The sequence below is a fragment of the Jeongeupia naejangsanensis genome, assembly GCF_016865585.1.
Taxonomy (GTDB): Bacteria; Pseudomonadota; Gammaproteobacteria; order Burkholderiales; family Chitinibacteraceae; genus Jeongeupia; species Jeongeupia naejangsanensis.
This window is the reverse complement of sequence record NZ_JAESND010000002.1, coordinates 509567-535466: the sequence shown is the minus strand read 5'-3', so window position 1 is coordinate 535466 and position 25900 is coordinate 509567. Positions and strand designations below refer to the sequence as shown.

Sequence of the window (25900 nt, the reverse complement as noted above, 5' to 3'; positions counted from 1 at the left end):
GCTCGGTAAACTCGGCGGGTTTCGCTTCGTTTCTTTCGCTGCGTCATCAGCAGAGAACGCAACTTTAAGCACTTCCCCTTCCCCCGTCAACACCCCGCCCGAACAAATTTCACGCCGAACCGATAAACCGTTGATCGGAAAGTGAAATTTTTCAACACCAAAACCCACCGCCCCAGCATCAATCAAGTGTGCGCCGATAAAAGCGTACGGCAACCAGCATCACCAACGCCGTAAACAGCAGCAAGGGCCAGATATTGGGCCAAAGTTCGGCCCAGCCGTTGCCCTTGAGCAGGATGCCGCGGATCAACCGGTTGAAATGCGTCAGCGGCAGCGCACTACCTATGATCTGCGCCCAACCCGGCATCCCCTGAAACGGGAACATGAAGCCGGACAGCAGCATGTTCGGGAGAAAGTAGAACATCGTCAGCTGCATTGCCTGCAACTGGTTCTGCGCCAATGACGACAGCGTGATGCCGACGGCGAGGTTGGCCGCGATGAACACCAGCGCCGAGACGTAAACCGCGAGCAGGCTCCCGGCAAACGGCACTCCAAACACATAACGCGCCGCCAGCAGGATGATGCTTGCCTGCACCAGCCCGATCGCCACATAGGGCACGATCTTGCCGGTCATGACCTCGATCGGCCGCACCGGCGTCGCCAGCAGGTTTTCCATCGTCCCGCGCTCGCGTTCGCGTGTCATTGCCAGCCCGGTCATCATCACCATGGTCATGGTCAGAATGACGCCCATCAGACCCGGCACGGTATTGAACTGGGTATTGCCCTCGGGATTATATAAACGGTGCACGCGCACCTCGAACGCCGGCTTGCCGCCGGCCAACGGCGCCAGCGCACCGCGCAGATCCTTGTCCGCCACCGACTCGGCCAGTTGCTGGACAGCAGCAAGTGCAACCGACGTCGCCATCGGATCGGTGGCGTCGGCTTCGACCAGCAGCGCCGGCCGCTCGCCCCGCAGCAGCGAGCGTGTAAATCCGGCCGGCACATTAAGAACAAACAACACATCTCCGCGCGCCAGCGCCGCACGCGCCCGCACCTCATCCGGCAATTCGCCGACAACCCTGAAATAGTCCGAGTTGCGCATCGCCGCGACGTAGCTGCGGGTGAACTCGCTGTGATCGGCCATCACGACCGCCGTCGGCATCTGCTTCGGATCGCTGTTGATTGCATAGCCGAATAGCGTCAGCTGGACGATCGGCAAGCCGACGATCATGCCGAAGGTGATCCGGTCCCGACGCAGCTGCAGGAACTCCTTGAGCACGATGCCCCACCAGCGACCCAGCGCCGCCCGCCAGCTCATACCCCACTCCGTACCTGGGACATCATATGTATGAATACGTCTTCCAGCCCCGTCTCGACCGGCCGGCACTCATAATCCGCCACAAGCAACTCACGCCGCAACGTGGCCTCCAGCGTGACCGGCTCACTCCCGCTGACGTGCATCGCATCGCCGAATGCAACGGTCTGATCAATGCCGGGCTGCCCACGCAAGCGCTGCGCCAGCCCGGTCAGGTCCGGACCGCGGACCTGCCAGGTCGACAGCTTCTGTCCGGCAACGATTTCGGCCGCCGTACCCTGCGCCAGCAAGCGCCCGTAGGCAATGTACGCGAGCTTGTGGCAACGCTCCGCCTCATCCATATAGTGCGTGCTCACCAGCACCGAGACCCCGCGCGCAGCCAGCCGGTGCAGCTCCTCCCAGAAATCGCGCCGCGCCGCGGGATCGACCCCCGCGGTCGGCTCATCCAGCAACAGGAGCTCGGGCTCGTGCAGCATGCAGGCGGCCAGGGCCAGCCGCTGCTTCCAGCCGCCGGACAAAGCCCCGGCCAGCTGACCCGCACGCGTGGCGAGCCCGAGCTGATCGAGCGAGGCGTCCACCCTGGCGCGACGCCCGCTCAGGCCGTAGACCCGCGCGATGAAATCGAGGTTCTCGCGGATCGTCAGGTCATCCCAGAACGAGAAGCGCTGCGTCATGTAGCCGACCCGGCGCTTGATCGCCTCGCGCTCGCGGCGAATATCGAAACCGAGACAGCGCCCCTCGCCAGCATCGGGCGTCAGCAGACCGCACACCATCCGGATCGTCGTCGTCTTGCCACTACCATTCGGGCCGAGGAAACCGAAGATCTCGCCCTGCCTGACCTGCAATGCCACATCGTCGACCACCAGCCGATCGCCGAACCGTTTGGTCAGACCGGTAATATCGATGGCCAGCGCCTCATTCATCGCACAGCCACCGTCACCGGTTGCCCCGGATGCAGCGCGGCCGCCACTGCCTGATCCGGCAAGGCCTCGATCATGAACACCAGCTTGGCGCGCGTTTCGTTGCTGAAGATGACCGGCGGCGTGTACTCGGCACGCGGAGATATATAAGACACCGTTGCCGTGACCGGTTTCGCACAACCGTCACACGTCAACTGCACATGCTGACCGACACGGACGGCACCCAGGCGCGACTCGGGCACGAAAAAACGCACCTTGATATTGCCCGGCGGCAGCATCCGGACCACCGGGCTACCGGCCAGCACCCATTCACCTTCGCGATACATCGTATCGAAGACCAACCCGGCAGCCGGGGCGCGCACCGATTTCTGCTCAAGCTGCCAATCCGCCTGTGCCAGCGCAGCCCTGGCCGCACCGACTTGCGCCGATTGCGCCCTGATCTGCTCATCCCGGCCCGGCAGGCGCGCCACATCGAGCTGACGCTGCAACTCCAGCACCCGCGCCGCGTCCGCCTCGGCTTGCGCCCTGCTCTCGTCGAGTCGTGCCTGCGATACGAAACCGCTACGGAACTGGGCTTCATCCCGCCCCATCTGCAAGCGGGATTTGCGGGCCTGCGCCGCGGCCTGATCAAGCTGTGCGCGGGTCACATTGATTTCCTGCGGGCGCTTGCCAGTCTGCAAGTCGGCAAGCTGCGCCGCTGCGGCATCGAGCAGGCGTTGTGCCTGTTGCTGCGCCGCCTTTTCGTCGACGGCATCGAGCGCAAACAGCGCCGCATCGCGCGCCAGTTGCTGACCACGCTGCACCATCAACCGGTCCAGCCGCCCCGACTGCGACGCCGCCAGCTGGACGAACTCGCCCTCGACATACCCTTGGAATACGTCGGGCACCCGGTCGCTACACGCAGCCAGCCACAGAGAGACAAGGACACACCACCGCGCACGCATGACGTCCACCCCGGAACGAAGGCGCAATCAATATCCCCGTTATCGCCCAATTGCGACGATGACGGCCTTGATACTGCTCAATAGTGCACGGAAGGAAAAACGTCGAATCAAACTAGACGCCGGCATCGCACCAGCACAACACCGCAGGGCTACTCAGCACGCCGCAGACCACAGCATGCTGATCAAACTCGCACCCCAACCGGACTGCGTCGGCCTGCGACAGGCCGAGCACCAGGACGGAGGGCTCCGGCGCCCAGCCCGGCAGCAGCGGCTCGCCGGCACCCTCGAAGCAGACGAGGCTGCACCACCGCAAGGCATCGAGCAGATTCTGGTGCCGCGCGCGATTCTCGTGCTCGCACAGCGCAACCGAACGCGGATTCGCCGCCGAGACAAAGGCCCACGCAACAACGCCGTACTGCAGGAGCACGGCGTCGAGATCGGAGTGATGCCGGCCGATGCGCAAGCCCAGCCGCAGCGCCGGCACCACATAACGCGTGGCGCGATAGGCTGCATCGAGGCGCTGGCGCTCGGCCGCATCCATTACTTGATGTCGTGCTGCTTGATCAGTTGCAGCATCTGGCCGAAGACGCGCGGCGTACCGCAAAGTACGTCACCCGACTCGAGGAATTTCTCCTCACCGGCAAAGTCGGTCACCAGACCACCGGCCTCCTGAACCAGCAGGGTACCGGCGGCGATATCGACCAGCTTCAGGTCGAACTCGAAGAAGCCGTCGAAACGGCCGCAAGCGACATAAGCCAGATCCAGCGCGGCAGCGCCCGGGCGGCGAACGCCGGCGGCCTTTTGCGCCATGTCACGGAAGATCGCCATGTAGGCATCAAGATTGTCGAACTTGGTGTACGGGAAGCCGGTACCGACCAGTGCATCGGACAGGTCGCGCACCTTGGAAACGCGGATGCGGCGATCGTTCAGGAAGGCGCCGACGCCACGCGTGGCCGTAAACAGATCGTTGCGGTTCGGGTCGTAAACCACGGCCTGGGTGATCACGCCGCGATGCTCCAGCGCAATCGACACCGCGTATTGCGGGAAACCGTGCAGGAAGTTGGTGGTACCATCGAGCGGATCGATGATCCACACGTATTCCGAGTTGCCACGCGCACCGGACTCTTCGGCGATGATCGCATGCGTCGGATAGGCTTCGAGGATGGTCTCGATGATGGCCTGTTCGGCGGCACGGTCGACTTCGGAAACGAAATCGTTGTGGCCCTTCTTTTCCGGCTGAATCAGATCGAGATTGTTCGACGCGCGCTGGATGACGGAGGCGGCGCGGCGGGCGGCACGAACGGCCGTGTTGAGCATCGGATGCATTGCGGGTTCCTGTACGGTTCGTCAGCGGATCAACGGGAACGCGGGCCGAAAGGCCAGTCAAAGCAACGCGATGCAAATTGTCTGAATCTGGCGCCAGCGCCGGATCCGCTTGAAAAGATCGAAAATCGGCTCCCATTGTAACCGCATCTGCCATGAATCCCAATACTTCCAGCAGCGCCCCCACGTCCCAGCAGGACGCCAACCTCGAAGCCAATCAACGGCTTTCGCGCTTTCGCGTCATCCTGTCGCACACCTCGCACCCCGGCAATATCGGCTCGGCCGCCCGGGCGATGAAGACCATGGGGCTGACGCGACTCTATCTCGTCAACCCGAAGGAGTTTCCGTCCGAGGTCGCCGTATCGCTGGCTTCGAACGCACACGATCTGCTCGACAACGCCGTCGTCGTCGGCTCGATGGCCGAAGCCCTGGCCGGCACGACGCTGCAGGTGGCGATGACAGCACGCCGGCGCGAACTGGCCCAACCGCTGCAGACGCCGCGACAGCTGGTCCCCGAGCTGATTGCCGAAGCGCAGCACGGTGGCGAAATCGCCCTGGTGTTCGGTACCGAGATGAGCGGCCTGACCATCGACGAACTCCAGCTCTGCAACCGCCGGGTGACCATCCCGACCAATCCGGACTACTCCAGCCTCAATCTGGCGCAGGCCGTGCAGGTGCTGTGCTACGAGTTGCGCGCCAGCCTGCTCGACGACGTCAGCTACCTCGAAGAGCAGCGCACGCTGGCCAGCCACGAATACATCGAGCTGTTTTACCAGCATCTGGAAGAAACACTGACCACCATCGGCTTCCTGCGACCGAAGGCGCCCAAGCGCCTCATGCCGCGACTGCGCCGCATGTACCAGCGCATCGGCCTCGAGCAGGAAGAAGTCGACATCCTGCGCGGCATTTTGCGGGCCACGCTCGAGTTTGATCGCAAGAAAACGAGCACTGACGATCAGTGAGCGCAATGAACAACGGGGCCAATGGCCCCGTTTTTTTTTCGTCCCGCGGTAGCGGGCGCTATTCGAGATAACGCCGGCCACCGTAGCCACTGATGGCCATCAGCACCCGGACGATGCCGTGCGAAATCCACGGCAGGATGCGGAACAGCCAGCGGCCACGGCGCAGATCGGCCAGCAGGATCGGGGCCGAGTCGTTCTCCAGCCTTGCGTGCAGATCGTTGCGCAACGCCGTCGCCAATCCGTGATCACGGACGATGATGTTGGCCTCGCGCGCCAGCAGCAGACTGAACGGATCGATGTTGCTTGACCCCACCGTTGCCCAGTAGCGGTCGATGACCGCCACCTTGGCATGCATGAAGCCCTCGCGATACTCGTAAATGTCGACGCCGGCCTTGAGAAAACGGCGATAGAAACCGCGGCTCGCATAGTGCAGCAAGGCATGGTCGACCCGCCCCTGCAACAGCAGCACCACGTTGACACCCCGTTCGGCCGCCCGCAGCAGTGCATGCCGGAAACGGTAACCCGGCAGGAAGTAGGCGTTGGCGATGACAATTTCCGAATGCGCCGTTTCGATCGCCCGCAGGTACTCCTGCTCGATCGCATGCCGGTTGCGGAAATTGTCCCGGATCACCAGCTTGGCCAGGCTCTTGCCGGCTTTCGACGGTTTGGGTGGCGCCGGCAGCGTCTTCGCCCACTCGGGCACCAGCTGCACCCACGCGGTATGCCGCCAGACGCGGTTGGTCGTTTCGCGCATCTGCGCCACCAGCGGCCCCTGCACGCGGACGGCATAGTCGTAGCGCGGCGCCAGCTCGACCGAATCGATGTCGCTGAGGATGTTGATGCCGCCGATGAAACCGACCTGCCCGTCAACCACCGTCAGCTTGCGGTGCAACCGGCGCAGGCGCTGGCGGTCCAGCGAGAACGGCGCCACTTCGGGCCGGAAGAACAGTTGCCGCACGCCCGCTGCCGCCAGCTTCTGCCGCCATTCGACCGGAAAATGCCGGGCGCCGAAGCCGTCGATCTGCAGCGACACCTGCACGCCACGGCGGGCGGCACGCATCAGCGCCTCGGCGACCGCCGTACCGACCACATCGATTTCGAACAGGTAGCTTTCCAGATAGATTTCGTACTTCGCCGCATCGATGGCGGCAATCAGCGCCGGGAAAAAGTCGGCGCCGTTGTACAGCAGGGTCAGCTGATTACCCCGTACGAAACCCGTCATACCTGCCCTCGATGCAAAACGGTATACAGCGGCGCATGGTCCGACAACGCCGACCACGGCTCGCCGCTCAGCACATCGGCCACTTCGATCTGGAAACCGCGCACATAAACCCGGTCGAGCGACAGCACGGGCATGCGCGCCGGAAAACTGCGCGCCGAACTGCCATGCAAGGACTCGAACGCCTCGACCAGCCCCAGCTCATGGCCGAGCAATCGCGTCGATTCACGACGCCAGTCGTTGAAGTCACCCGCCAATACCAATGGCGCGTTCTGGGGGATGCGCTCGCCGATCACGTCGACCAGCATCGCCAGTTGCCGGCGCCGGTCATACCCGAGCAGATTCAGATGCACGCACAGCGCATGCAGCGGCTGACTCCAGCCCGGCAAATCGAGCTGGCAATGCAGCAGACCACGCTGCTCGAAACGGTGCAGCGTCAGGTCATGGTTGTAGGAATTGCGGATCGGGAAACGTGACAGCACCGCATTGCCGTGATGACCGTGCTGGTAGTTGGCGTTGCGCCCGTACGCAGCGGTCAGCCCTTCGCCTGCGAGATAGAGATGCTGCGCTATGCCCGGCCAGGCATCGAAGCGATGCGCATGCGAGCGATGCTCGCCCTGCACTTCCTGCAAAAAAACCAGGTCTGGCGACAGCGTTTTCAGCGCATGACGAACCTCGTGCACCACCAGCCGCCGGTTGAAAACCGACAGCCCCTTGTGGATGTTGTACGAGGCAATCTTCAGCTTGTTCACTTTGAAATCGTCGAATTGATCAACAAGTCGTCTCAAGGATCTGGCGTCGGAACGCGTCACCCCGACACTTGTGAGTCAATAGCTTACCACGCGATTTCGGATGATTTTTCGTCGCTTTTCCCGTTGCTCAGGCGCCTGCTGTCCGAGGTCAAAGCCCACCTGCCGGACAACGGCACCGACAGCGAGAACCGAGAATCCAGCGTTCACTCGTGCCCAACACCTCGCCGAGCGCCACGTCTACCCATGCCCTTGCCCGCATGCACACTCCAACGGCCCCTTGATGCCCCGTGCGGAGCCGGCCACTCCGGATCAAGGTCGTCGCAAGTTCAGCACGCACCATATACTTACAAAAGAATATAAATTTCTATTTTTATGAACAAAAAGAATTAACAAGCAACAACTAAATATTTCACGCAAAGTAAGAATTTATTCATATTTTCGCAACAAACCCTCAACGCAGGTGGTGCGAAAATGTCCAAAACCAGTGTCGTCGCTACAATCGGTCCGGTTTCAAACAACCCCGCTACACTCAGCGCGCTGCGGCAGGCCGGCATGACCGTCGCCCGACTGAACGGCTCGCATGGCACGCTCGACTGGCATGCCGCCACCATCCAGCTACTTCGCGAGACGGTCCCGGATGTACCGGTGCTGCTCGACATTCCCGGCCGAAAGATCCGTACGACACAGTTGCGGGTCGAACCGTCATTCCTGGCCGGCGACATCGTCATCCTGACCACCGACACCAGCCACGATGGCAGCCAGAAGGTGCCGGTGAACTACGACGTGTTCCACGAAAAGCTGCGCACCGGCGTGCGGGTGTACGCCGACGACGGCACGCTCTCGTTCATTGTCGACAGGATCGACGGACGCGACGTGCACCTGAGGGCAGAAAACGCCGGCACGCTGAAGAGCCGCAAGGGCATCAACGTGCCGGAAATCGATCTGGGCCAGCATCTGGTGACCCAGCGCGACCGGGACATGATTGATTTCGCCCGCCAGCACGGCGTCGATTTCGTCGGCATCAGCTTTGTCGAGAGCGCCGCGCACGTCGAAGCGATACGCGGACTGATCGCCGGCAACACGCCGCAGATCGTCGCCAAGGTCGAAAACCAGGGCGGTCTCGACCATCTTGAGGAAATCGCCCAGGCCACCGACATCATCATGATCGACCGGGGCGACCTGTCGGTCGAAACCAGCGTCGATCACGTGTCGCTCTACCAGAAGCGCATCATTGCCGCGGCCCGTACCCACGGCAAACCGGTCATCGTCGCCACCGAGCTGCTGCACAGCATGATCGAGAACCCGCTGCCGACCAAGGCCGAGATCAGCGACGTCACCAACGCGGTGATCGACGGCGCGACCGCAGTGATGCTGTCGGGCGAAACCGCGGTCGGCAAGTTCCCGGTCGAGGCGGTGGCCAGATTGCGCAGCATTGTCACGCTGGCCGAGTCGCATCAGCAGCAGCGTGCCGGCAATGCCTACGCGCCAGCCGACCTGCGTGCCGCGACCCAGGCGCTGGCGACGACGCTGCCGATCACCAAGGTCGTCGTACTGTCGCGTACCGGCTACGCCGCACGACTGGTGGCGATGGCCGGAATTCCGCAACCGATCTTCATTGTTGGCAGCGATCCGGCGCTGGCCCGCGCCTGGCAGCTGCTGCCCGGCAGCGTCGGCATCCACCTGCCGGCGCTGCAAGTCGGTAGCGAGCGCGCCAGCACCATCGCGCTGCAGGCATTGTGGCAGCAAGGCCTGCTCGACGAACAGGACATCGTGCTGGTCGCCCAGGCGGCCAGCGACAACGCGCTGTCCTCGCTCAACCAGCTGCATACGGTGCAGATCGGCCAGTTGGCGACCGAGCAAGGCTGGCGAGCTACGGTGGAGGCCTGAGATGGACGCGATATCGCTGCATGTATTGCTGATTGCGCTGCTCGCAGTGGTGCAGTCGCTGTTCGGGATGGGCATCCTGGTGTTCGGCACACCGACGCTGCTGCTGCTCGGCGTCGACTTCACCGCCGTGCTGGGGCTGCTGCTGCCGTCGTCGGTACTGATCTCGTCAATCCAGGTCGTCGCCGGCCGGCAACAGCCGTGGTCGGGCCGTGACCTGCGCAATATGGCGTTGTGCGCGGCGATCATCCTGGTCGCACTGAGCGTGCTGATCCGGCTGAACTGGAAGGCCCAGATCGATGTGTGGATCGGCCTGACCATGCTTGCCGCCGCGGCCCTGCGCTACTGGCGACCACTGCAACGGCGGCTGCGGCAGGTGCTCGGCCGCTGGCAGGCCGGCTATGTCGCGCTGATGGGCACGCTGCACGGGCTGACCAATATGGGCGGTGCCTTGCTGGCGCTCTACGCCAGCAACCTGCATCAGGACAAGCTGGCGATCCGCACCACGATCGCACGCTATTACCTGCTGTTCGGGCTGATCCAGCTGGCGACGCTTGCACTGCTGCGCCCGGCCGCGCTGTCGTGGCAGGGCCTCGCCGTGGCCCCGGTAGCAGCGCTCGCTTACGTCTTGGCCGGCAATCTGCTGTTCAAGCGCGCCAGCACGTCGGTTTACGAGAGAGGCATCACCGTGTTCATCGCCATTTATGGCGTTGCAGTCCTGCTCAAAGCGCAGTTCTGAGCCGCCATGCACAGTATTCTTGTCGCGCTGGCGCCGATCTTTCTTCTGATTGTCATGGGCTTCGTGCTCCGCCAGCGCCAACTGCTGGCGGAGACGTTCTGGCTGCCGTGCGAGCAGCTCAACTACTTCTATCTGTTTCCGGCGCTGATGTTCAGCCAAGTGGCCAAGGCAAACCTGGCTCAGTTTCCGGTTAGGCCGATTGCCGTGGCCTTGCTGGGCGCGGTCGGCATCGGGGCGCTGTTGCTGTACGCCTGGCGTGCTTGGAGCAAGCAGCCCGGCAGTGTTTTTTCCTCGGTGATCCAGGGTGCGCTGCGGCCAAACACCTATGTCGGCGTCGCCGCCGCGGCCGCGATGTTCGGCAGCACCGGGCTGACGCTGACGTCGATCAGCATCGCCGTGGCGATTCCGCTACTCAACGTCGCCTCGATCATCATCCTGGTGCGCTACGGCAACGGCGGCACGCCATCGTTCAGGCTCCTGGCCAAAGCGCTGGTGAAGAATCCGGTGATCAGCGCCGTGTTGCTTGGCGCGCTATTCAACTTCAGCGGACTAAGCCTGCCGTCGGTGGCCGACCAGATGCTGACCATACTTGGCAGCGCTTCATTGCCTTTGGGTCTGCTCGCCGTCGGTGCCGGGCTCGACGTCGAGGCGGCACGAAGCGCACGCGGGCCGGTGTTGCAATCGACGCTGGTCAAACTGCTGCTGGTACCATTGCTGACGCTGTGGTTCGGCATTGCGCTCGGACTGAGCGGCCCGGCACTGACCACGATCGTGTTGTTCAACGCCTTACCATGCACGCCATCTGCATACATCATGGCCAAACTGCTCGGTGGCGACCACCGGCTGGCGGCCGGCATCATCACGGTACAGACCGCGCTTGCGGCAATCACGATGCCACTGATCTTGTTGCTGCCCCATAGTTAAGGCGATAACCCCCTAGGGTGGCTATCGCTGCACAGGCCCAAAGCATCCACCCGACAGCGACTGCCGCAGTGAAATGCAAACGGCCCACCTGTAACAAGGTGGGCCGTTCGGGTAGCGTTCGGATCAACTCAGCCGAATGCGCCTACGGCGTAGGCCAAGAGCATGACCACGCAGGCAATCAGTGGCGCATTGAACTTGAGCAGCGTTGCAATCGGCATTGGCTTGCTTTCGATACGCGGGGTTCCGGCTTGGCTCATGATGCGCTCCAGTGAGGTAACTGGGTCCATCATGCCGCTCACATGCAGCCCGCCCCTTGCGCCAGATCAAACCGGTGGCGTTTCGAACATTCGGCCTCGTGTCATGTCGAACAGCTCTACTAAGCTGAGATCTGTTTTCAAGCCAACGCACGTCAACAGGACGCACCATGGTTTATGAAGAGAAACAGCCGGTAGACGGATTGCACATGCAGCTCGGTGTGCGCAAGGACGAACGGCGCAAACCGGCAACCACGACGGCCGGCAAACCACCAGTGGCCCACCGGATCGATGTCGATCTGCAAAAACCGTTCGATCCGGAGGCCAGCGACCTTTACGACCCGGATCGCCCGCCCGACGACGACATCGCCAGATAGTCGGCGCTTTTCGCCGGCAACGCGCGGATGGCTTCGGCATTCGATGGCGAGAACACCATGTCTGCCGCCTGCGCCCAGTCGACCCAGCGATAGCGGACATGCTCGGACGGCGACAGCGTCACCGGCAATTCGGACGGCACCTGCAGCGAAAACACGTGCTCGGTGTTGCAGGTGACGCCCGGTGCGTATCGATGGCGCCAGACCGGGAAAATTTCGTATTCGTTAGTGTGACGCCAGTCGGTCAGGGCGTACCCGGTGGCATCGATCCCGGTCTCCTCGAAGACCTCGCGCCGGGCGGTATCGGTCAGCGTCTCGTCCCCATCGCGACTGCCGGTCACTGACTGCCAGGCCTCGGCGAAGTCGCGCCGTTCGATCAGAAGCACCTTGAGCCCGGGCGTGTGAATCACCACGAGGACGGAAACCGGTTGTTTGTAGGTCATGGCGGCATTATACAATCGCCGTCCGCTTCCACCCCCTCCTTCAATCACGAGCAGCCGATGCCGATGAACGTGCCCTTTTCCGCCGCCCGCATCCGCGACGAATTTCCGGTCTTCCGGCATCACCCGGACCTGATCTACCTCGACAACGCAGCGACGACGCAAAAGCCGTTGGCCGTGCTCGACGCCGAGCGCCGTTTCTACGAGACGGCCAACGCCAACATTCACCGCGCCGCGCACCGGCTCGGCAGCGCTGCAACCGATGCCTTCGAGGGCGCGCGCACCCGGATTGCCGCACACCTGAACGCGGCCCACCCGGATGAGGTGTTGTTCACCCGCGGCACGACCGAAGCCATCAACCTGGCCGCGCACAGCTGGGGGCGCGCGCATCTGCGTCCCGGCGACGTGATCCTGCTGTCGACGCTGGAGCACCACGCCAACATCGTGCCGTGGCAGCTCGTGGCGCAGGCCACCGGCGCCATCGTCAAGCCGATCCCGCTCGACGCCGACGGCACGATCGACCAGCGTGCCTTTCTGTCCTTGCTGACCCCGGCCATCCGGCTGGTTGGCCTGACGCAATGCTCCAACGCGACCGGCGTACTGCCGCCGCTCGCACCGATGATTGCCGCGGCCAAGGCGGTGGGCGCACTGGTGATGATCGACGGCGCCCAGGGGATTGCCCACGGTGGCGTCGACCTACAGGCGCTCGGCGCCGATTTCTATGCCTTTTCCGGTCACAAGCTGTATGGGCCAACCGGCGTTGGCGTGCTGTGGGCGCGTCGAGAACTGCTGGCGAAAATGCCACCCTGGCAGGCCGGTGGCGAGATGATCGACCGCGTGTCGTTTGACGGCACGACCTTTGCCGAACCGCCCTTTCGCTTCGAAGCCGGCACGCCGCCGATTGCACAGGCGGTCGGCCTTGCCGCTGCCATGGACTGGCTGGCAGGGCATGATCGCGACACCCTGCTCCGGCACGAACTGGCGCTGCGCGAACGCTTCGAAGCCGGGCTGGTCCAACTGGACTGCATCCGCGTGCTGAGCGCCAGCGCGCCACGCGGCCCGATCACCGCGCTGGCCTTCGACGGACTGCACCCGTACGACGTTGCACAGTTCCTCGACGGCTACGGCGTCGCCGTCCGCGTCGGCCAGCATTGTGCAGGTCCGCTGCATCAGGCGCTGGGGCTGAATGGCAGCCTGCGGGCCTCGTTCGCGGCCTACAACACCGAGGCCGACGTCGACGCCACCCTCGCTGCGCTGGCCACCACGCTGGAACAACTGGCATGAGCAGCTACCCGCCGCCGTTCGATCATCCGTTCGGCACCCGCATCGATCGCGACGCACTGGCTCAACGACTTGAGGCCGCCGCTGGCTGGGAAGCAAAGAACCGGCTACTGGTTCAGCTGGCGCGCGAACTGCCGCCCCTGCCCGACGCGCTCCGTACCGATGAACACCGCGTCGCCGGCTGCGAGAGCACCGCGTGGCTCGTCATTGGCCGGCAGGAGGGCCGGCTGCTCGCTGCAGCCGACAGCGACTCGCGCATCGTCAAGGGCTTGCTGGCGCTGCTGTTGACGGCCTATCACGGCCACACGCCCGCCGAACTGGCCGGTTTCGACTTCGAGGCATGGCTCGTCTCGCTCGGCCTGCAGCGTTTTCTGACCACCTCGCGCGGCAACGGCCTGCGTGCGATGTCCAGAATGATTCGCGAAGCGATTGCGGAATTCTCGCATTGACGCGGAACTGACAACGCGAAGATGCTTTCCCCACAATCTGAAGAAGGAAACCCAGTCCAATGAAATCCGCCCGTTCGCTGATTGCCACCCTGATTGCTTGCGCCTGCGTGATTGCGCCGGCCACCGCCTCGGCCCGCACCTATACCGCCGGCGCCGAAGCCACCTTCGCCCCGTTCGAATCGCTGAACCAGAAGCGCGAAGTCGTCGGTTTCGATGCCGACATCATCGCCGCCATCGGCAAAAAAACCGGTCTCGACATCAAGATGGTCAATACACCTTGGGAAGGCCTGTTCATGAGCCTGAACAACGGTGACATCGACATCGCGGCATCGGCCATCACGATCACGCCGGATCGCCAGAAGACCATGGATTTCAGCCAGCCCTATTTTGAGGCGCAACAGCTGATCGTCGTGCCGGAAGGCAGCAAGATCGCGTCGATGGCCGACCTCAAGGGAAAGAAGATCGGCGTGCAGACCGGCACCACCGGCGACATCGTTGCGCAGGACGCCTTCGGCAAGACCTCGCCGAACATCCGCCGCTACGAAAGCATCACCCTGGCCGTACAGGAACTGCGCGACGGCGGCCTGCAGGCCGTGATCGGCGACAACGCCGTGGTCAAGAACTACCTGAAGAACAACCCGGGCGCGAAGTTCAAGCTGGTCGACGACAAGGGCTTCAAGAAGGAGTACTACGGCATCGCCGTGCGCAAGGGCAACAAGCAGTTGCTCGACCAGATCAACAAGGGGCTCGGCGCCATCAAGGCGGACGGCAGCTACCAGACGATCTACAACAAGTACTTCGGCAAGTAAGCACGATCCAGACCCCATCAGAAAACCCGGCATTGCCGGGTTTTTTTTATCGTGCTCAGTCCCGCATGTAGCGGGCAGCCACTTCATCGCACATCCGCTCGCCCAGAAAATCCAGCAGCGCACGCACCGCCGGCAACAGGCCGCGACGGCTCGGGTAGACGGCATGGACAATACCCGGCTGGGGCGACCAGTCCGGCAGCACTTGTACCAGCGCGCCGGACTTCAGCTCGTCACGGCACATGAAGTCAGGCAGCAGCGCCATGCCGACACCACCGGCCGACGCAGTGCGCAGCGTTTGCAGGTCCTCGGCCACCAGCCGCGGATAATGGCTGAACGCATACTCGGCACCACCCGGCCCGAGCAGCGGCCATTGCGTGCGGCCATCGTTCTCGCCCAGCGCCACCGTATCCAGCCACGACAGTTCTTCGGGCGCGCTCGGTTGCCCCTGCCGCAGCAATTGTTCGGGACTCGCGACCAGCACCGTACGGCTCACACCGAGCCGCTTGACGACGAGGGTCGCACTGTCCTGCAGGGCCGGACGCACCCTCAGCGCAACATCGACACCCTCTTCGATCACGTCAACCGCCCGGTTGGCGATCATCAGATTGACGCGCACCTGGGGATAGCGCGCCATGAATTCGCCGAGCAGCGGTGCCAGCGACCATTGCGCCAGCGTCACCGGGCAACTGACCTTGAGCGTGCCACGCGGCTCGCTCTGGATCTCCTGCACGGCCTCCTCGGCGGCTCTGGCCTCGTCGCGGATCGCCAGACAGTGACGGTAGTAACGCTCGCCGGCATCGGTCAGCGACAACTTGCGCGTCGTCCGCTGCAGCAGCCGCACACCGAGCCTGGTTTCAAGCTCGGCCACGCGCCGGGACAGGCGTGACTTGGGAATGCCCAGAGTGCGGCTCGCCGCACTGAACCCGCCCTGTCCGGCGACTTCGGCAAAGAAAAGCATGTCGTTCAGATCAAGCATCGCATCCCGCCCGGCATCGGGCCTCTTGATTGTCCCACCAACAGGACAATGTATCGCATTTTTGCCGGCTTATCGCTCATTCGATGCAGGGACACAATACGTCCATCGCATCAACGCGACCCGACACCAACAGGAGAGCCCCACCATGAAGCTGCTGCACATCGATTCCAGCGTTCTTGCCGACAACTCGGTTTCGCGCCAACTGACCGCCCGCATCGCTCGCGAATGGGTTGCCAAGAACCCGGGTACGACCGTCGATTACCTCGACCTCGCGCAGGAAGCACCGACCCACCTGTCGCTCGACTCGCTCGGTTTCCGCCTCGGTCTCGATGCCGAACAGCTGACCGACGTGCAGCGTGCCGAAAACCAGCGCACCGAAGCGCTCCTGCAGCAGTTCCTCGCCGCCGACGTCGTTGTCGTTGGCGCACCGATGTACAACTTCTCGGTGCCGAGCCAGCTCAAGGCGTGGATCGACCGCGTCGCCCAGGCCGGCCGCACCTTCAAGTACACCGAAAGCGGCCCGGTCGGCCTCGCCGGCGACAAGACCGTGATCGTCGCATCGACCCGTGGCGGCTTCTACTCGACCAGCGACGCAATGCGCGCCCTGGACCATCAGGAAAGCTACCTGAAGACCGTGTTCGGCTTCTTCGGCATCACCAATGTCCGCTTTGTCCGCGCCGAAGGCATGGGCATGGGCGAGGCGGTGAAGAGCGAATCGCTCGCCGCCGCGGAAAAGGAAATCGCCGCACTGGCCTGACCGCCACACGCAACGCAAGCAGTAACTGAATACAAAAGGCCCACGAGGCCGAAACCGGCCGGCGCCAATCCGGCGTCCGGCCCAACGCGCCCACCACGCGCAACCACTGGAGCAAACACCATGAAAAAGCTGTTGACCCTTGCCGCCGTCGGCGGCCTGCTGAGCCTGTCGCAACTGGCCAGCGCCGACGCAATGCCGACCCAGTTCGACGGCAGCCGCGCCAACTTCACCGGCAGCACCGCCGTGGCACAGTCCGGCTATGCTGCAGATCACAACAACGGCGCCCCGCAAGACCGGCTCGAATGGCTGCACAAACAGGCCGGCCCGGGCTCGGCGGCAGGCTGAACGGGAAGCGATCATGCCCACCTCCGAAGCGCGCTTCGACTCACGCCAGGCCCAAGCGACCTGGCGTTTGTTCGACGAGACCCGCCCACCATGCGCCATTCCCAGCCTGATCTATCTGCTTGAAGGCTCGAACGGCCGGCTGCTGCTCGACCACGACGAAGCACTCTATCCGGGCGGCCTGTACGTCGGCCCGCAGGCGCTGGCACCGCGCATCGAAGCCGGCAGCACCGTCCGCGGCATCCAGATCGCCACACCGACCACCGGCGCGCAACGGCTGTGCAAAACGCAGATTCCGGTGGTGATTGCGCCGGGCACGCGAACCCGGCTGCTGGCAGGCAGCATCAACACCTGTGCCTCGCCACTACCCTGGCCCGGCGCGCTGATCGACCTGCGACTGGACACCGGCATCGGCTGGACCGCCCCTTGCGATCACGCCACCCGGATCATCGTCCTTTCCGGCGAACTGCAAGCGGATGGCACGCCGATGCCGGCCGGCGACGAGTACGCACTGGCCGGTGCGGCGACGCTGTACGCCAGCCGTCGCAGCCACGCACTGGTGTGGCTCTCGCCGCACGCCGGCTAGCGTTCGTCCTTGCCCGACACCCAGATCGAGAACACCAGCCACACGGTGTTGAAGAACGCGATCAGGAAGCCGAGGAAGCCGAAAGCCGGCAGACCGAACAGCATCGGCCCCGTTTTCACCGTCATCACGATCGACGAACCGATGATCAGCGCACCGGTGACGATGCCCATCGTCAGGCGGTTGGCGCTCTTGGCCAGCTGACTGCCGAAGCGGTCCAGTCGCTTCAGGTCCAGATCGACGCGCAGATTGCCGCGCCGCGCCTGCTTGATCAGCTTGCCGATGTCGCGCGGCAGGCCGGCGACCAGATGGAAGGCCTCGTACAGTCCGTCCTTGCCCTTCTTGTACAGCGCCTTGGGCTGAAAGCGCGCCAGAATCACCTCGCGCACGAACGGCGTCAGGTGCGGCACCATCTGGAAATCCGGATCGAGCTGGCGCCCGAGTCCTTCGAGCGTCACCAGCGCCTTGAACAGCAGCGTCAGATCGGCCGGCAGCGTGATCTCGTGCTCGCGCATCAGGCTGGCGATATCGTTCAGCAGCGCGCCGAAACGGATGTCCTTGAGCGGCAGGTTCTCGTAGTTGAACATGAACTCGGCAATATCGGCGGCGAGTTGCTCTTCGTCGACCACGACATCACCGGTCCATTCCAGCAAGACATTGAGGATGCCGTGCTCGTCCCGTTCGGCCAGCGCCGCCAGCAGATCGACGATCTGGTCGCGGCGCGGGTGCGGCAGTCGGCCGACCATGCCGAAATCGAGGAAGGCGATCTGGTTGTCCGGCAGATACTTGACGTTGCCCGGGTGCGGATCTGCGTGAAAGTAACCGTCGATCAGCACCATCTTCAGCACCGCATCGGCACCGCGCGCCGCCAGCACCTTGCGATCGAGCCCGGCCGCATCGACCGTCCCGAGGTCGTTGCCGGCCACACCGCCGATCCACTCCTGCACGTTCAGCCGCTCGGATGTATACGCCCAGTGCAGCTGCGGAATGTGGATCTCGACACTGCCGGCAAAATTCTGCGCAAAGCGCTCCTGATTGCGCGCCTCGGACGACAGGTTGAGCTCGCGCCGCAGCGAACGGGTGAACTCCTCGGCAATCTTGCGTGGCTGGTAGCGGCGCGTTTCGGGGAACTCGAACTCCATCAACCCGGCGATGTGCGCCAGGATGCGCAGATCGGCTTCGATCTTGGCGGTAATGCCGGGGCGGCGCAGTTTCAGCACCACGTCACGGCCGTCCTTGAGCTTGGCACGATGCACCTGCGCGATCGACGCCGAACCGATCGGTGACGGATCGAGATCGGTGAACACCTCGTGTGGGTCGCAGCCAAGGATCTCCGTCAGTTCGGGCAGGATTTGCGCGAACGGCAACGAGGGGACGTTGCTTTGCAGCATTTCGAACTCGGCAATCCACTCGGGCGGAAACACGTCGACACGCGTCGCGAATACCTGGCCGAGCTTGATGAACGTCGGCCCCAGCTCCTCGAGCACGCGACGAACGCGTACCGGTGCGTCCAGCGCCTCGATCTCGTGATCGCCGGGCAAATGCAGGAGGTCGGCGCCGCGCTCCAGCCCCTTGGCAAGGCCGAGCCGATGAACCAGATTCCCCAATCCGTGCCGCACCATGACCGAGATGATTTCCCGTACGCGCGGCAAATCGCGCATGACCGAGAATGTTTCTTTCAACACGCCTGAATTCTCCCTGCCTGTTCTGAATACCCGACTCGTCACACGCCTTTGGCGGCACGCCCGGCAACACGCCTGATTACAGGCCGCCGCCGCTCAGCCCCCCAAGTGGGTGCGCATTGCGACGAGCCAGCCCCTTCCCCTGAAAAAACAGCCGGACGGTAGTAAAAAGCTACGTAGGCCAATATACGCAACCATCCGATAATTGCCCCCGCCGGATCAAGATGGCAAGCCGGCGCCCCTACACCTCGCCGCTCCACCGCTTTGCCGGTACCTGCGGCAACACCCGAAAACGCACTTTGCCCTTGCCCCGCAAATCGCCCGACCACGCCAACCATTCACTTGCTGTAGATCGAACATGTCCGCCCCAATCCTGACCGAGCCCTCTCGCTTCGCACGCCTGACGGCCCGACTGCCACTTCCCTTGCCGCGGCGCACCCTCGCAACCCGGCGTCGGCAAGCACTGACCGAGCAGTGTGCCGCCCTGATCACGCTGGACCGCCACCTTGTTGCCTCCTGGAGCGACCTGGAAAACACCGCTCGCCAATTGCGAAGCATCGCCTCCAGAACGCTCAGGTCTCCCACTGCGGCGGTACGCAAGGCCAGCGCCAAAATGCTGCGAATCAGCGCCCACGATCTGGCGCACGGCACAATCCGCAACGACGTCCGGGCGCTGATCCGGTGCACCTGCCCCGGCGCCCCGACCGGGCAGTACTACCGGGACATCCTGGCGTTCAATACCGATCGGACCATGCCAACCCGGTCAGCAGCAGTGCAGGACGAGTGCAGCGGCAGCCACGCGAGTCACCGCGACGGTGCCGATGTGGTGAAAGCCAATCCACGGGAACCTATTACGCCCACCCTACATCAGACAGCACGTAAAGCGAATTCCCGACTCAAAAATGCCGGCATGCTTCCCCCGACGCTCCCCGTCCTCGATGTGTAAGATTGCTGCACATAGCCCCAATTGGCTGGTACAGTTTGCGCTTCGTTGTAACGCAGTCAGTACGCTTGGCAAAGCTGACTTAGAACCTGCAAGCAAGATGCAATCGCTTGCAAAACCCGACGAACCGGAATGTACACGCGTACGTTTTCACGCCGACGCGGCCCCGCCGCGAATCGCGCAAAATCCGACGCCGGTTCACATGGTCACCCGATACATTCCCGCCTTATGAAATGGTCCCGAATTCCTGCTGCGCTGTTCGTCAGCGCCTGCCTCTCTGCCCTGCTGCCAACCGCGCGCGCCGACGAGCCGCCGGCGGACACCGGCAGCTGGAGCAAATCGTCGAAGGATGACGCTGGCGACAACCAGGCCGCCGCGCAAGAACTGCTGCTGCAGGCCATGAGCCTGATCGGCGTCCGTTACAGCTGGGGCGGCAACACCCCGGAGGAAGGGCTCGATTGCAGCGGCTTCATCCGCTACGTATTCCAGAACTCGCTCAACATCACGCTGCCGCGCACGTCGCTGTCGATGTCCCAGACCGGCAAGTCGATCGACAAGGAAGACCTCAAGCCCGGCGACCTGGTGTTCTTCAACACGCTGGGCCGGGCTTTTTCGCACGTCGGCATCTACCTTGGCGACAATCGCTTCATCCACTCGCCGCGCGCCGGCAAGAGCGTCGAAGTCTCGAACATCCAGCAGTCCTACTGGCAGCAACGCTGGAACGGTGCGCGACGCATCGCCGGCGCTTCGGGCAACGGCGTCAACATGACGACACTGCTGGCTTCGGCCGGCAACCCCAAGACGCGCAAACAGGGCGCCGTCCAGGTGGCAGCCGCGTCTGAGCAGAACTGCCGCAAGGTCACGACCGGCAAGGGCAAGCACAAGAAGACGACCACGGTCTGCTCGCGCAGCGCAACCGCCAAACCGGCAAGCACCAAATCGACGAGCAAGGTCGGCACCAAATCGTCCACCAAGAGCAGCGCGGCCAAGTCGACGAAATCGACCGACAAGACGAGCAGCAAGAAATCGTCCGCCACTTCGTCGGGCAAGAGCAGCAAAACGACCAAGAGTACGACGACCAAGAAGCACTGATTCGCGCCAGCGACCCGCGTCGCTGGCGGCTTGGGTCAGTCCGGCGTTGCCGGCACCACGATCAGTCCGGCGCGCTGGCCGACCGCGACATTTGGATTGGGGAACACGATCCGGGCGTCCTGCTCGTCGATCACCCAGCGGGTTTCCCCGTCCTCGGCAATCGTCATCCCTTGCGCCAGCGGCGTGAAGTTGTCGGTCTCGCCATCGATCGTCAGCCGGAATGCCTCGGTCTGCTTGACGATCTCCCGCGCCACCCTGTACGCCACCACGCTCTCTTCCATCGGCGCCGGCTGCTCGCCTTCAATCAGCCCGCATAGATAGGCTTCCAGCTGCGACAGATCGACCTGCTGGTTCTGGCCGAACGGCATCGCCCGTCCCAGTTCGATCGTGAACGCCGACGCCTGGCAGTAGCGGCTGCTGAACAGCGAAAACGTCGGCGCTGCCGCCGACTGCAGCAGCACGGCCGATACGCCGGCCAATCCGAGCCGGGCGATTTCCGTCCGGTCGAAATCCTTCCCCGGCGCCGGCTGCGGGTGAATCGCGAATTTTTCGATCAGGCTGCCGTGAATGGCCGTATGCAGGTCGTAATGCACGCGCTGCACCGGTTCGCCACCGGCCTGAGCAAAGAAGCGCGCCAGCTGCATTTCCAGCATCGCCGCCCGTCGTGCCTCGGGACCATCACCGACATCGGGCACCCGGCAGAACTGCCGGTTCATGTCCTCGTCGACATACCGGATACCACGGCGCAATGCCTCGATATTGCCGATCACGAACAGCACCCGCGCCTTCGGTCGCAACTCGCCGCACAGCAGCTTGGCGATCAGCCGGTCCACCAGCTCGACCGGCGCAGTTTCATTGCCGTGCACGCCGCAGGAAACCACCAGATCGAGTTCACGCCCGTCCGGATCACGCGGCTCGAAGCGGATGACGCCCTCGTCGAGTACCTGAACATGGGTACCGTTGGCCTGGCAGTACGGCAACGCAATCGCAGTGCGGCCGGCCAGCGTTTCGGCCAGAAAGCTGTTCATCGGACACCACCTTCGAAACGTTGGAATGGGTAGATCGCGCCAAGGCCCAGCAAGCGGGTCAGTTCGTCGAGCGCCGTACGGACTTCGGTCAGCAGTTGCGGATCAGCCAGATCGGCCTCGCTCAAACGATCGCGGTAATGCCGCTCGACCCAGCCGGTCAGCGCGGCATGCAACGCCTCGTTCATCCACACGCCCGGGCTGACCGCAGCCGCCTCGGCCTCGGTCAACGCCACCCGCAGCCGCAGGCAGGCCGGCCCCCCGCCGTTGCGCATGCTCTGCTTGAGGTCGTAAACCAGCACCTCGGACACCGGCCCGCCATCCGCGAGCAGCCCCTGCAGATACGCCCAGACCGCGGGCCGCTGCCGGCATTCGTCCGGCACCACCAGCCGCATCCGGCCATCGCCGGCGTCGAGCAGCTGACTGTTGAACAGATAGCTCTGCACCGCGTCGTCGACACTGACCGCCGCAACCGGCACCTCGATCAACCTCAGCCCGCCAAGTTTGCGGTCCAGCTCCGCGTAGACCGTTTCGCGGTCGACAAAGGCCGACGCGTGACAAAACAGCACGTCGAGGTTACCGACCGCGATCACGTCGTTGTGGAACACGCCAGCATCGATCACCGCCGGATTCTGCTGAGCATAGGCAACCCCGGCTTCGCGCAAACCGTGCCTGCGGGCAATCGCCTCGCTCGCTTCGAACGTCTGCCGGGCCGGGTAGCGCTGCGGCGCGGCACCACCGCCCCAGTGGCGCTGACCGTAGACGAAGAGCTCGACGCCGGCATCGCCATAGGATTTGGCAAAGCGCGTGTGGTTGGCCGCGCCCTCGTCACCGAAGGCCGGATGCATCGCCAGCGCCGGATGATGGGCAAAGTGCGATGCATCGGCAAAGATCGCCTGCAGCGTCCGCCCGGTCTGTTCGTGCTCGATCGCGCGGTGAAACTTGTTCTGCAGATTGGCGACACTGAAATGCACCCGGCCATCTTGCGTGTCCGCCGACGGGCTGACCGTGGCCGCATTCGCGACCCACATTGCCGATGCCGACGAGGCGGCCGACAAAAGCTGCGGCGCCTGTCTGGCTGCGGCAGCGATCACCTCCGCATCATCCCCGCCGAAGCCGAAACCACGCAGCACCTCGACCGCCGGGCGCTCGTGTGGTGGCAGCACACCCTGACGGTAGCCAAGATCGGCCAGTGCCTTCATTTTTGCCAGCCCCTGCAGGGCGGCAGCGCGCGGGTTGGCTGCCTGGCCGGCATTGCCGGTCGATGCGACATTGCCGAACGAATGCCCGCCGTAGTGATGTGTCGGCCCGACCAGACCGTCGAAATTCGCTTCAAATGCCGGCATCTTGCCTCCATCGGCGCGCAGGCCGGTTCACCCGGACTGCCTGCCACTTGATCATGACCGGACTCACAGCGTCACTCCGTGGGGCATTTGCGCAGGCAAGGCCAGCGTCGGTGCCTCGAGTGACGCCACCGGATAGGCGCAGTAGTCGGCAGCGTAATAGGCACTCGGCCGGTGGTTACCCGAAGCACCGATCCCGCCGAACGGCGCCGCACTCGATGCGCCGGTCAGCGGCTTGTTCCAGTTGACGATGCCGGCGCGCGCATCGCGCCAGAAGCGGTGATAGCGCTCGGCCGAATCCGACAGCAAGCCGGCGGCCAGACCGTAGCGGGTGCGATTGGCGAGCGTGATCGCCTCGTCGAAATCGCCGTAGCGCTGGATCTGCAGCAGCGGGCCGAAGTATTCGTCATCGGGCAAATCGGCCACGTCACTGACGTCAAGCAGCCCCGGCGACAACAACGCGGCATCGGGCACCAGACGCTGCATCGGCAGCAGGGGCCTGGCGCCGAGCGCGATCAGCCGGTCCTGCACCGCGAGCAAGGCATCGGCCGCAGCATTCGAGATGACCGCGCCCATGAATGGCGGCGGCTCGGCATCCCAGGCGCCGACGCGGATCGACTGCGCCACGGCGATCAGCCGCGCGATCAGCGCATCGCCCCACTCGCCCTTCGGCACCAGCAGACGCCGCGCGCAGGTGCAGCGCTGGCCGGCCGAGACGAAGGCCGACTGGACGATGTGATGCAGCGCCGCCGGCACGTCGGCGAGTTCATCGACGATCAGCGGATTGTTGCCGCCCATTTCCAGCGCAAGGATCTTGTCCGGCCGACCGGCAAACTGCCGGTGCAACGAATAACCGGTCGCCGCGCTGCCGGTAAACAGCAGACCGTCAACGTCGGGGTGCGCCGCCAGCGTCACGCCGGTCTCACGGCCGCCCTGCAACAGACCGATCACGCCGGTCGGCAATCCGGCCGCCAGCCACAACTCGACGGTTTTCTGCGCCACCATCGGCGTCAGCTCGGACGGCTTGAACACGACGACGTTGCCGGCGATCAAGGCCGGCACGATGTGGCCATTGGGCAAATGGCCGGGGAAATTGTAGGGGCCGAAGACCGCCAGCACGCCGTGCGGCCGGTGCCGCAGCACCGCCTGCGCATCGCCCTGCTGGCTTTCGTGCTCGCCGGTCCGCTCGGCATGGGCGCGAAGTGAAATCTCGACCTTGTTGATCATGGTCGTGACTTCGGTCAGCGCCTCCCAGCGGGGCTTGCCGGTTTCACGGCCGATCAGCGCCGCCAGATCGGCCTGTGCATCGCGCAGCAGATCGGCAAATACGCGGACGACGGCAATACGCTCCTCGATGTCCAGATCACGCCAGGCCGGGAATGCGGCCCGCGCCGCGGCCACCGCCGCGTCGACCTCGGCGGCGTCTGCCGCTTGTCCCTGCCAGACCGGCTCGCCATTCGCCGGGTTGCGCGAAGCAAAAGCAGTCCCGCTACCGGGCCGCCAGGCCCCGTTGATCAACAGCATGTCTACTCCTTGCTTGAAAGGGGAACAGCACGCACCGGATCGCCATCGGAAATACCCAGTGCATCCAGTACGGTTTGTGGCAGGGGAAGTGCGTCTTCCAGCGGCCGGGTAATCGCCAGCGCACAGCGGAAGCCGTCAAGTCGCCGGTTCGACACCAGCCAGGGCACGCCGCCCTTGGGTGCGCCGCTGATGGCGAGCGCCTGGAAACAGGCGCTCTGCCGGATGGCGCGAATATCCGTACGCGAACATTCGAGCGTCGGGCCGGCATCGAAAATGTCGATGTAGCCCTGATAGCGGAAGCCCTCGTCCTCGAGCAGCACCCGCGCCGGCTTGGTGGCCGGATGCACATCGGCGATCGCGTCCTGCGCTTCCTGCGACAGCAGCGTCGTATAGATCGGGTAGCGTGGCATCAGCTCGGCGATGAACGATTTGCTGCCGATGTAGGAAAGAAAATCGGCGCGGGCGAAATCCATGGTGAAGAAATGCCGGCCGAGGCTTTCCCAGAACGGCGAGCGCCCATCGGCATCCGACACACCGCGCATTTCGGCAATCACGCGCTCGGCAAACCGCTCGGGAAACTCGGCAATGAACAGAAAGCGGCTCTTCGACAGCAAGGCACCATTGCCGTCGCGACGCCAGTCGGGATGCAGGAACAACGAGCACAGCTCGGACGAGCCGGTCATGTCCGACGTCAGAAACAGCGTCGGCAGCTGCTTGTAGATGTCGAGCTCGCGCGAGGCATGCACCGACAAGCCGACGCGATAGTTGTACCAGGGGTCGGCCATGCCGACGGCAGCCTCGATCGCGGCAATGCCGGCCAGCTCGCCAGTGGCTTCGTCTTCGAGTGCAAAGAAATAACCCGCGTCGGCCAATTGCGGCGCTTCGGCAACCGCGCGTTCGCTGCCGGCAATTCGCGCCGCCAGACGTGCCTCGTCGGCTTGCAAGGTGGTGACCCCCACACCGGCACTGCTGGCCAGCCGCACGACCGCATCGAGATCGGCGCGATTCAGTAAACGGACTCTCATCGGGTACACCTCCCGATCCCAC

At 63.9% G+C, this 25900-nt stretch carries 29 protein-coding genes; 13 read left to right on the top strand and 16 right to left on the bottom strand.

Annotated elements, in window-relative coordinates; translation table 11 throughout:
- The 6 genes from JMJ54_RS07670 to JMJ54_RS07645 form a co-directional block, all read right to left on the bottom strand.
- Positions 1 to 186: hypothetical protein (locus JMJ54_RS07670; protein ID WP_203537441.1), on the bottom strand; the 186-nt coding region annotated here is incomplete at its 3' end.
- Positions 179 to 1315 (bottom strand): ABC transporter permease, encoded by a 1137-nt coding sequence (locus JMJ54_RS07665; protein WP_203537439.1) that lies wholly within the window; start codon positions 1313 to 1315, stop codon positions 179 to 181. The genes JMJ54_RS07665 and JMJ54_RS07670, both read right to left, overlap by 8 nt.
- Complete coding sequence (locus JMJ54_RS07660; RefSeq protein ID WP_203537437.1) at positions 1312 to 2235, bottom strand: ABC transporter ATP-binding protein; 924 nt, start codon at positions 2233 to 2235, stop codon at positions 1312 to 1314. Before JMJ54_RS07660 ends, JMJ54_RS07665 begins: the two co-directional genes overlap by 4 nt.
- Complete coding sequence (locus tag JMJ54_RS07655) at positions 2232 to 3119, bottom strand: HlyD family secretion protein (protein ID WP_308437986.1); 888 nt, start codon at positions 3117 to 3119, stop codon at positions 2232 to 2234. The genes JMJ54_RS07660 and JMJ54_RS07655 overlap by 4 nt, the downstream gene beginning before the upstream one ends.
- A gap of 169 nt (positions 3120 to 3288) precedes the next feature.
- Positions 3289 to 3717, bottom strand: a complete 429-nt coding sequence (locus JMJ54_RS07650) for a DUF3293 domain-containing protein (RefSeq protein ID WP_203537434.1) — start codon at positions 3715 to 3717, stop codon at positions 3289 to 3291.
- Positions 3717 to 4502 carry an inositol monophosphatase family protein gene (locus tag JMJ54_RS07645; protein ID WP_203537432.1) on the bottom strand — a complete coding sequence of 262 codons (786 nt, stop codon included), beginning with the start codon at positions 4500 to 4502 and terminating at the stop codon, positions 3717 to 3719. Before JMJ54_RS07645 ends, JMJ54_RS07650 begins: the two co-directional genes overlap by 1 nt.
- Before the next feature lie 152 nt (positions 4503 to 4654).
- Here JMJ54_RS07645 and JMJ54_RS07640 point away from each other — a divergent pair, with 152 nt between their 5' ends.
- Positions 4655 to 5461, top strand: a complete 807-nt coding sequence (locus JMJ54_RS07640) for an RNA methyltransferase (RefSeq protein ID WP_203537430.1) — start codon at positions 4655 to 4657, stop codon at positions 5459 to 5461.
- Positions 5462 to 5519: 58 nt separating this feature from the next.
- Here JMJ54_RS07640 and clsB read toward each other — a convergent pair whose 3' ends face one another.
- Together clsB and JMJ54_RS07630 are read right to left on the bottom strand one after the other, a co-directional pair.
- On the bottom strand, positions 5520 to 6683 hold the full coding sequence (gene clsB, locus JMJ54_RS07635; protein WP_203537428.1) for a cardiolipin synthase ClsB: 1164 nt from the start codon (positions 6681 to 6683) through the stop codon (positions 5520 to 5522).
- A complete protein-coding gene (locus JMJ54_RS07630; RefSeq protein ID WP_203537426.1) occupies positions 6680 to 7432 on the bottom strand; it encodes an endonuclease/exonuclease/phosphatase family protein in 753 nt (250 codons plus the stop codon). Before JMJ54_RS07630 ends, clsB begins: the two co-directional genes overlap by 4 nt.
- 471 nt (positions 7433 to 7903) lie before the next feature.
- Between JMJ54_RS07630 and pyk the strand changes: the two genes are divergently transcribed.
- From pyk to JMJ54_RS07615, 3 genes are read left to right on the top strand one after another with little or no spacing between them, the layout of a single operon-like run.
- Positions 7904 to 9319, top strand: a complete 1416-nt coding sequence (gene pyk, locus JMJ54_RS07625) for a pyruvate kinase (RefSeq protein WP_203537424.1) — start codon at positions 7904 to 7906, stop codon at positions 9317 to 9319.
- Between the two features lies 1 nt (position 9320).
- A complete protein-coding gene (locus JMJ54_RS07620; RefSeq protein ID WP_203537422.1) occupies positions 9321 to 10055 on the top strand; it encodes a TSUP family transporter in 735 nt (244 codons plus the stop codon).
- A gap of 6 nt (positions 10056 to 10061) precedes the next feature.
- Positions 10062 to 10979: an AEC family transporter gene (locus JMJ54_RS07615; RefSeq protein ID WP_203537420.1), complete on the top strand. Its 918-nt coding sequence runs from the start codon at positions 10062 to 10064 to the stop codon at positions 10977 to 10979.
- Positions 10980 to 11107: 128 nt separating this feature from the next.
- Here JMJ54_RS07615 and JMJ54_RS19415 read toward each other — a convergent pair whose 3' ends face one another.
- Positions 11108 to 11236, bottom strand: a complete 129-nt coding sequence (locus tag JMJ54_RS19415; protein WP_275411071.1) for a hypothetical protein — start codon at positions 11234 to 11236, stop codon at positions 11108 to 11110.
- 167 nt (positions 11237 to 11403) lie between these two features.
- Between JMJ54_RS19415 and JMJ54_RS07610 the strand changes: the two genes are divergently transcribed.
- Positions 11404 to 11610, top strand: a complete 207-nt coding sequence (locus tag JMJ54_RS07610) for a hypothetical protein (RefSeq protein ID WP_203537418.1) — start codon at positions 11404 to 11406, stop codon at positions 11608 to 11610.
- On the opposite strand, the gene nudB is transcribed toward JMJ54_RS07610, so the two are convergent.
- Positions 11568 to 12050, bottom strand: a complete 483-nt coding sequence (nudB, locus tag JMJ54_RS07605) for a dihydroneopterin triphosphate diphosphatase (RefSeq protein ID WP_203537416.1) — start codon at positions 12048 to 12050, stop codon at positions 11568 to 11570. The genes JMJ54_RS07610 and nudB overlap by 43 nt on opposite strands.
- Before the next feature lie 57 nt (positions 12051 to 12107).
- Here nudB and JMJ54_RS07600 point away from each other — a divergent pair, with 57 nt between their 5' ends.
- Genes JMJ54_RS07600 through JMJ54_RS07590 form a run of 3 tightly spaced genes read left to right on the top strand, consistent with a single transcriptional unit; the run spans position 12108 to position 14586 of the window.
- On the top strand, positions 12108 to 13331 hold the full coding sequence (locus JMJ54_RS07600) for an aminotransferase class V-fold PLP-dependent enzyme (RefSeq protein WP_203537415.1): 1224 nt from the start codon (positions 12108 to 12110) through the stop codon (positions 13329 to 13331).
- On the top strand, positions 13328 to 13777 hold the full coding sequence (locus JMJ54_RS07595) for a SufE family protein (RefSeq protein WP_203537413.1): 450 nt from the start codon (positions 13328 to 13330) through the stop codon (positions 13775 to 13777). Before JMJ54_RS07600 ends, JMJ54_RS07595 begins: the two co-directional genes overlap by 4 nt.
- Positions 13778 to 13836: 59 nt before the next feature.
- Complete coding sequence (locus JMJ54_RS07590) at positions 13837 to 14586, top strand: basic amino acid ABC transporter substrate-binding protein (RefSeq protein ID WP_203537411.1); 750 nt, start codon at positions 13837 to 13839, stop codon at positions 14584 to 14586.
- A 55-nt stretch (positions 14587 to 14641) separates the two neighbouring features.
- Here the strand turns inward: JMJ54_RS07590 and JMJ54_RS07585 are convergent, their stop codons facing one another.
- A complete protein-coding gene (locus JMJ54_RS07585) occupies positions 14642 to 15562 on the bottom strand; it encodes a LysR substrate-binding domain-containing protein (RefSeq protein WP_203537409.1) in 921 nt (306 codons plus the stop codon).
- Between the two features lie 145 nt (positions 15563 to 15707).
- Here JMJ54_RS07585 and JMJ54_RS07580 point away from each other — a divergent pair, with 145 nt between their 5' ends.
- The 3 genes from JMJ54_RS07580 to JMJ54_RS07570 all read left to right on the top strand — a co-directional run bounded on the left by JMJ54_RS07580 (position 15708) and on the right by JMJ54_RS07570 (position 17247).
- Complete coding sequence (locus JMJ54_RS07580) at positions 15708 to 16319, top strand: FMN-dependent NADH-azoreductase (RefSeq protein ID WP_203537407.1); 612 nt, start codon at positions 15708 to 15710, stop codon at positions 16317 to 16319.
- 120 nt (positions 16320 to 16439) lie between these two features.
- Entirely contained in the window at positions 16440 to 16664 is a 225-nt protein-coding gene (locus JMJ54_RS07575; protein WP_203537405.1) for a hypothetical protein, read from the top strand.
- A gap of 13 nt (positions 16665 to 16677) precedes the next feature.
- Positions 16678 to 17247 carry a pirin family protein gene (locus JMJ54_RS07570; protein ID WP_203537403.1) on the top strand — a complete coding sequence of 190 codons (570 nt, stop codon included), beginning with the start codon at positions 16678 to 16680 and terminating at the stop codon, positions 17245 to 17247.
- Here JMJ54_RS07570 and JMJ54_RS07565 read toward each other — a convergent pair.
- Positions 17244 to 18929, bottom strand: a complete 1686-nt coding sequence (locus JMJ54_RS07565; protein WP_203537401.1) for an ABC1 kinase family protein — start codon at positions 18927 to 18929, stop codon at positions 17244 to 17246. The two genes, JMJ54_RS07570 and JMJ54_RS07565, sit on opposite strands and share 4 nt — an antisense overlap.
- 355 nt (positions 18930 to 19284) lie before the next feature.
- On the opposite strand from JMJ54_RS07565, the gene JMJ54_RS07560 reads away from it, so the two are divergent.
- Both JMJ54_RS07560 and JMJ54_RS07555 read left to right on the top strand, forming a co-directional pair.
- On the top strand, positions 19285 to 19872 hold the full coding sequence (locus tag JMJ54_RS07560) for a hypothetical protein (protein ID WP_203537399.1): 588 nt from the start codon (positions 19285 to 19287) through the stop codon (positions 19870 to 19872).
- A gap of 225 nt (positions 19873 to 20097) precedes the next feature.
- Positions 20098 to 20961: a C40 family peptidase gene (locus JMJ54_RS07555; protein WP_203537397.1), complete on the top strand. Its 864-nt coding sequence runs from the start codon at positions 20098 to 20100 to the stop codon at positions 20959 to 20961.
- 35 nt (positions 20962 to 20996) lie between these two features.
- On the opposite strand, the gene astE is transcribed toward JMJ54_RS07555, so the two are convergent.
- The 4 genes from astE to astA form a co-directional block, all read right to left on the bottom strand.
- Positions 20997 to 21989 carry a succinylglutamate desuccinylase gene (gene astE, locus JMJ54_RS07550; RefSeq protein WP_203537395.1) on the bottom strand — a complete coding sequence of 331 codons (993 nt, stop codon included), beginning with the start codon at positions 21987 to 21989 and terminating at the stop codon, positions 20997 to 20999.
- Complete coding sequence (gene astB, locus JMJ54_RS07545) at positions 21986 to 23332, bottom strand: N-succinylarginine dihydrolase (protein WP_203537393.1); 1347 nt, start codon at positions 23330 to 23332, stop codon at positions 21986 to 21988. Before astB ends, astE begins: the two co-directional genes overlap by 4 nt.
- Positions 23333 to 23395: 63 nt before the next feature.
- Positions 23396 to 24853, bottom strand: coding sequence for a succinylglutamate-semialdehyde dehydrogenase (astD, locus tag JMJ54_RS07540; protein ID WP_203537391.1), 1458 nt, complete (start codon positions 24851 to 24853; stop codon positions 23396 to 23398).
- 2 nt (positions 24854 to 24855) lie between these two features.
- The gene (astA, locus tag JMJ54_RS07535; protein ID WP_203537390.1) at positions 24856 to 25878 is read right to left on the bottom strand and encodes an arginine N-succinyltransferase; all 1023 of its coding nucleotides are present in this window, start codon (positions 25876 to 25878) and stop codon (positions 24856 to 24858) included.
- Between the last annotated feature and the right edge of the window lie 22 nt (positions 25879 to 25900).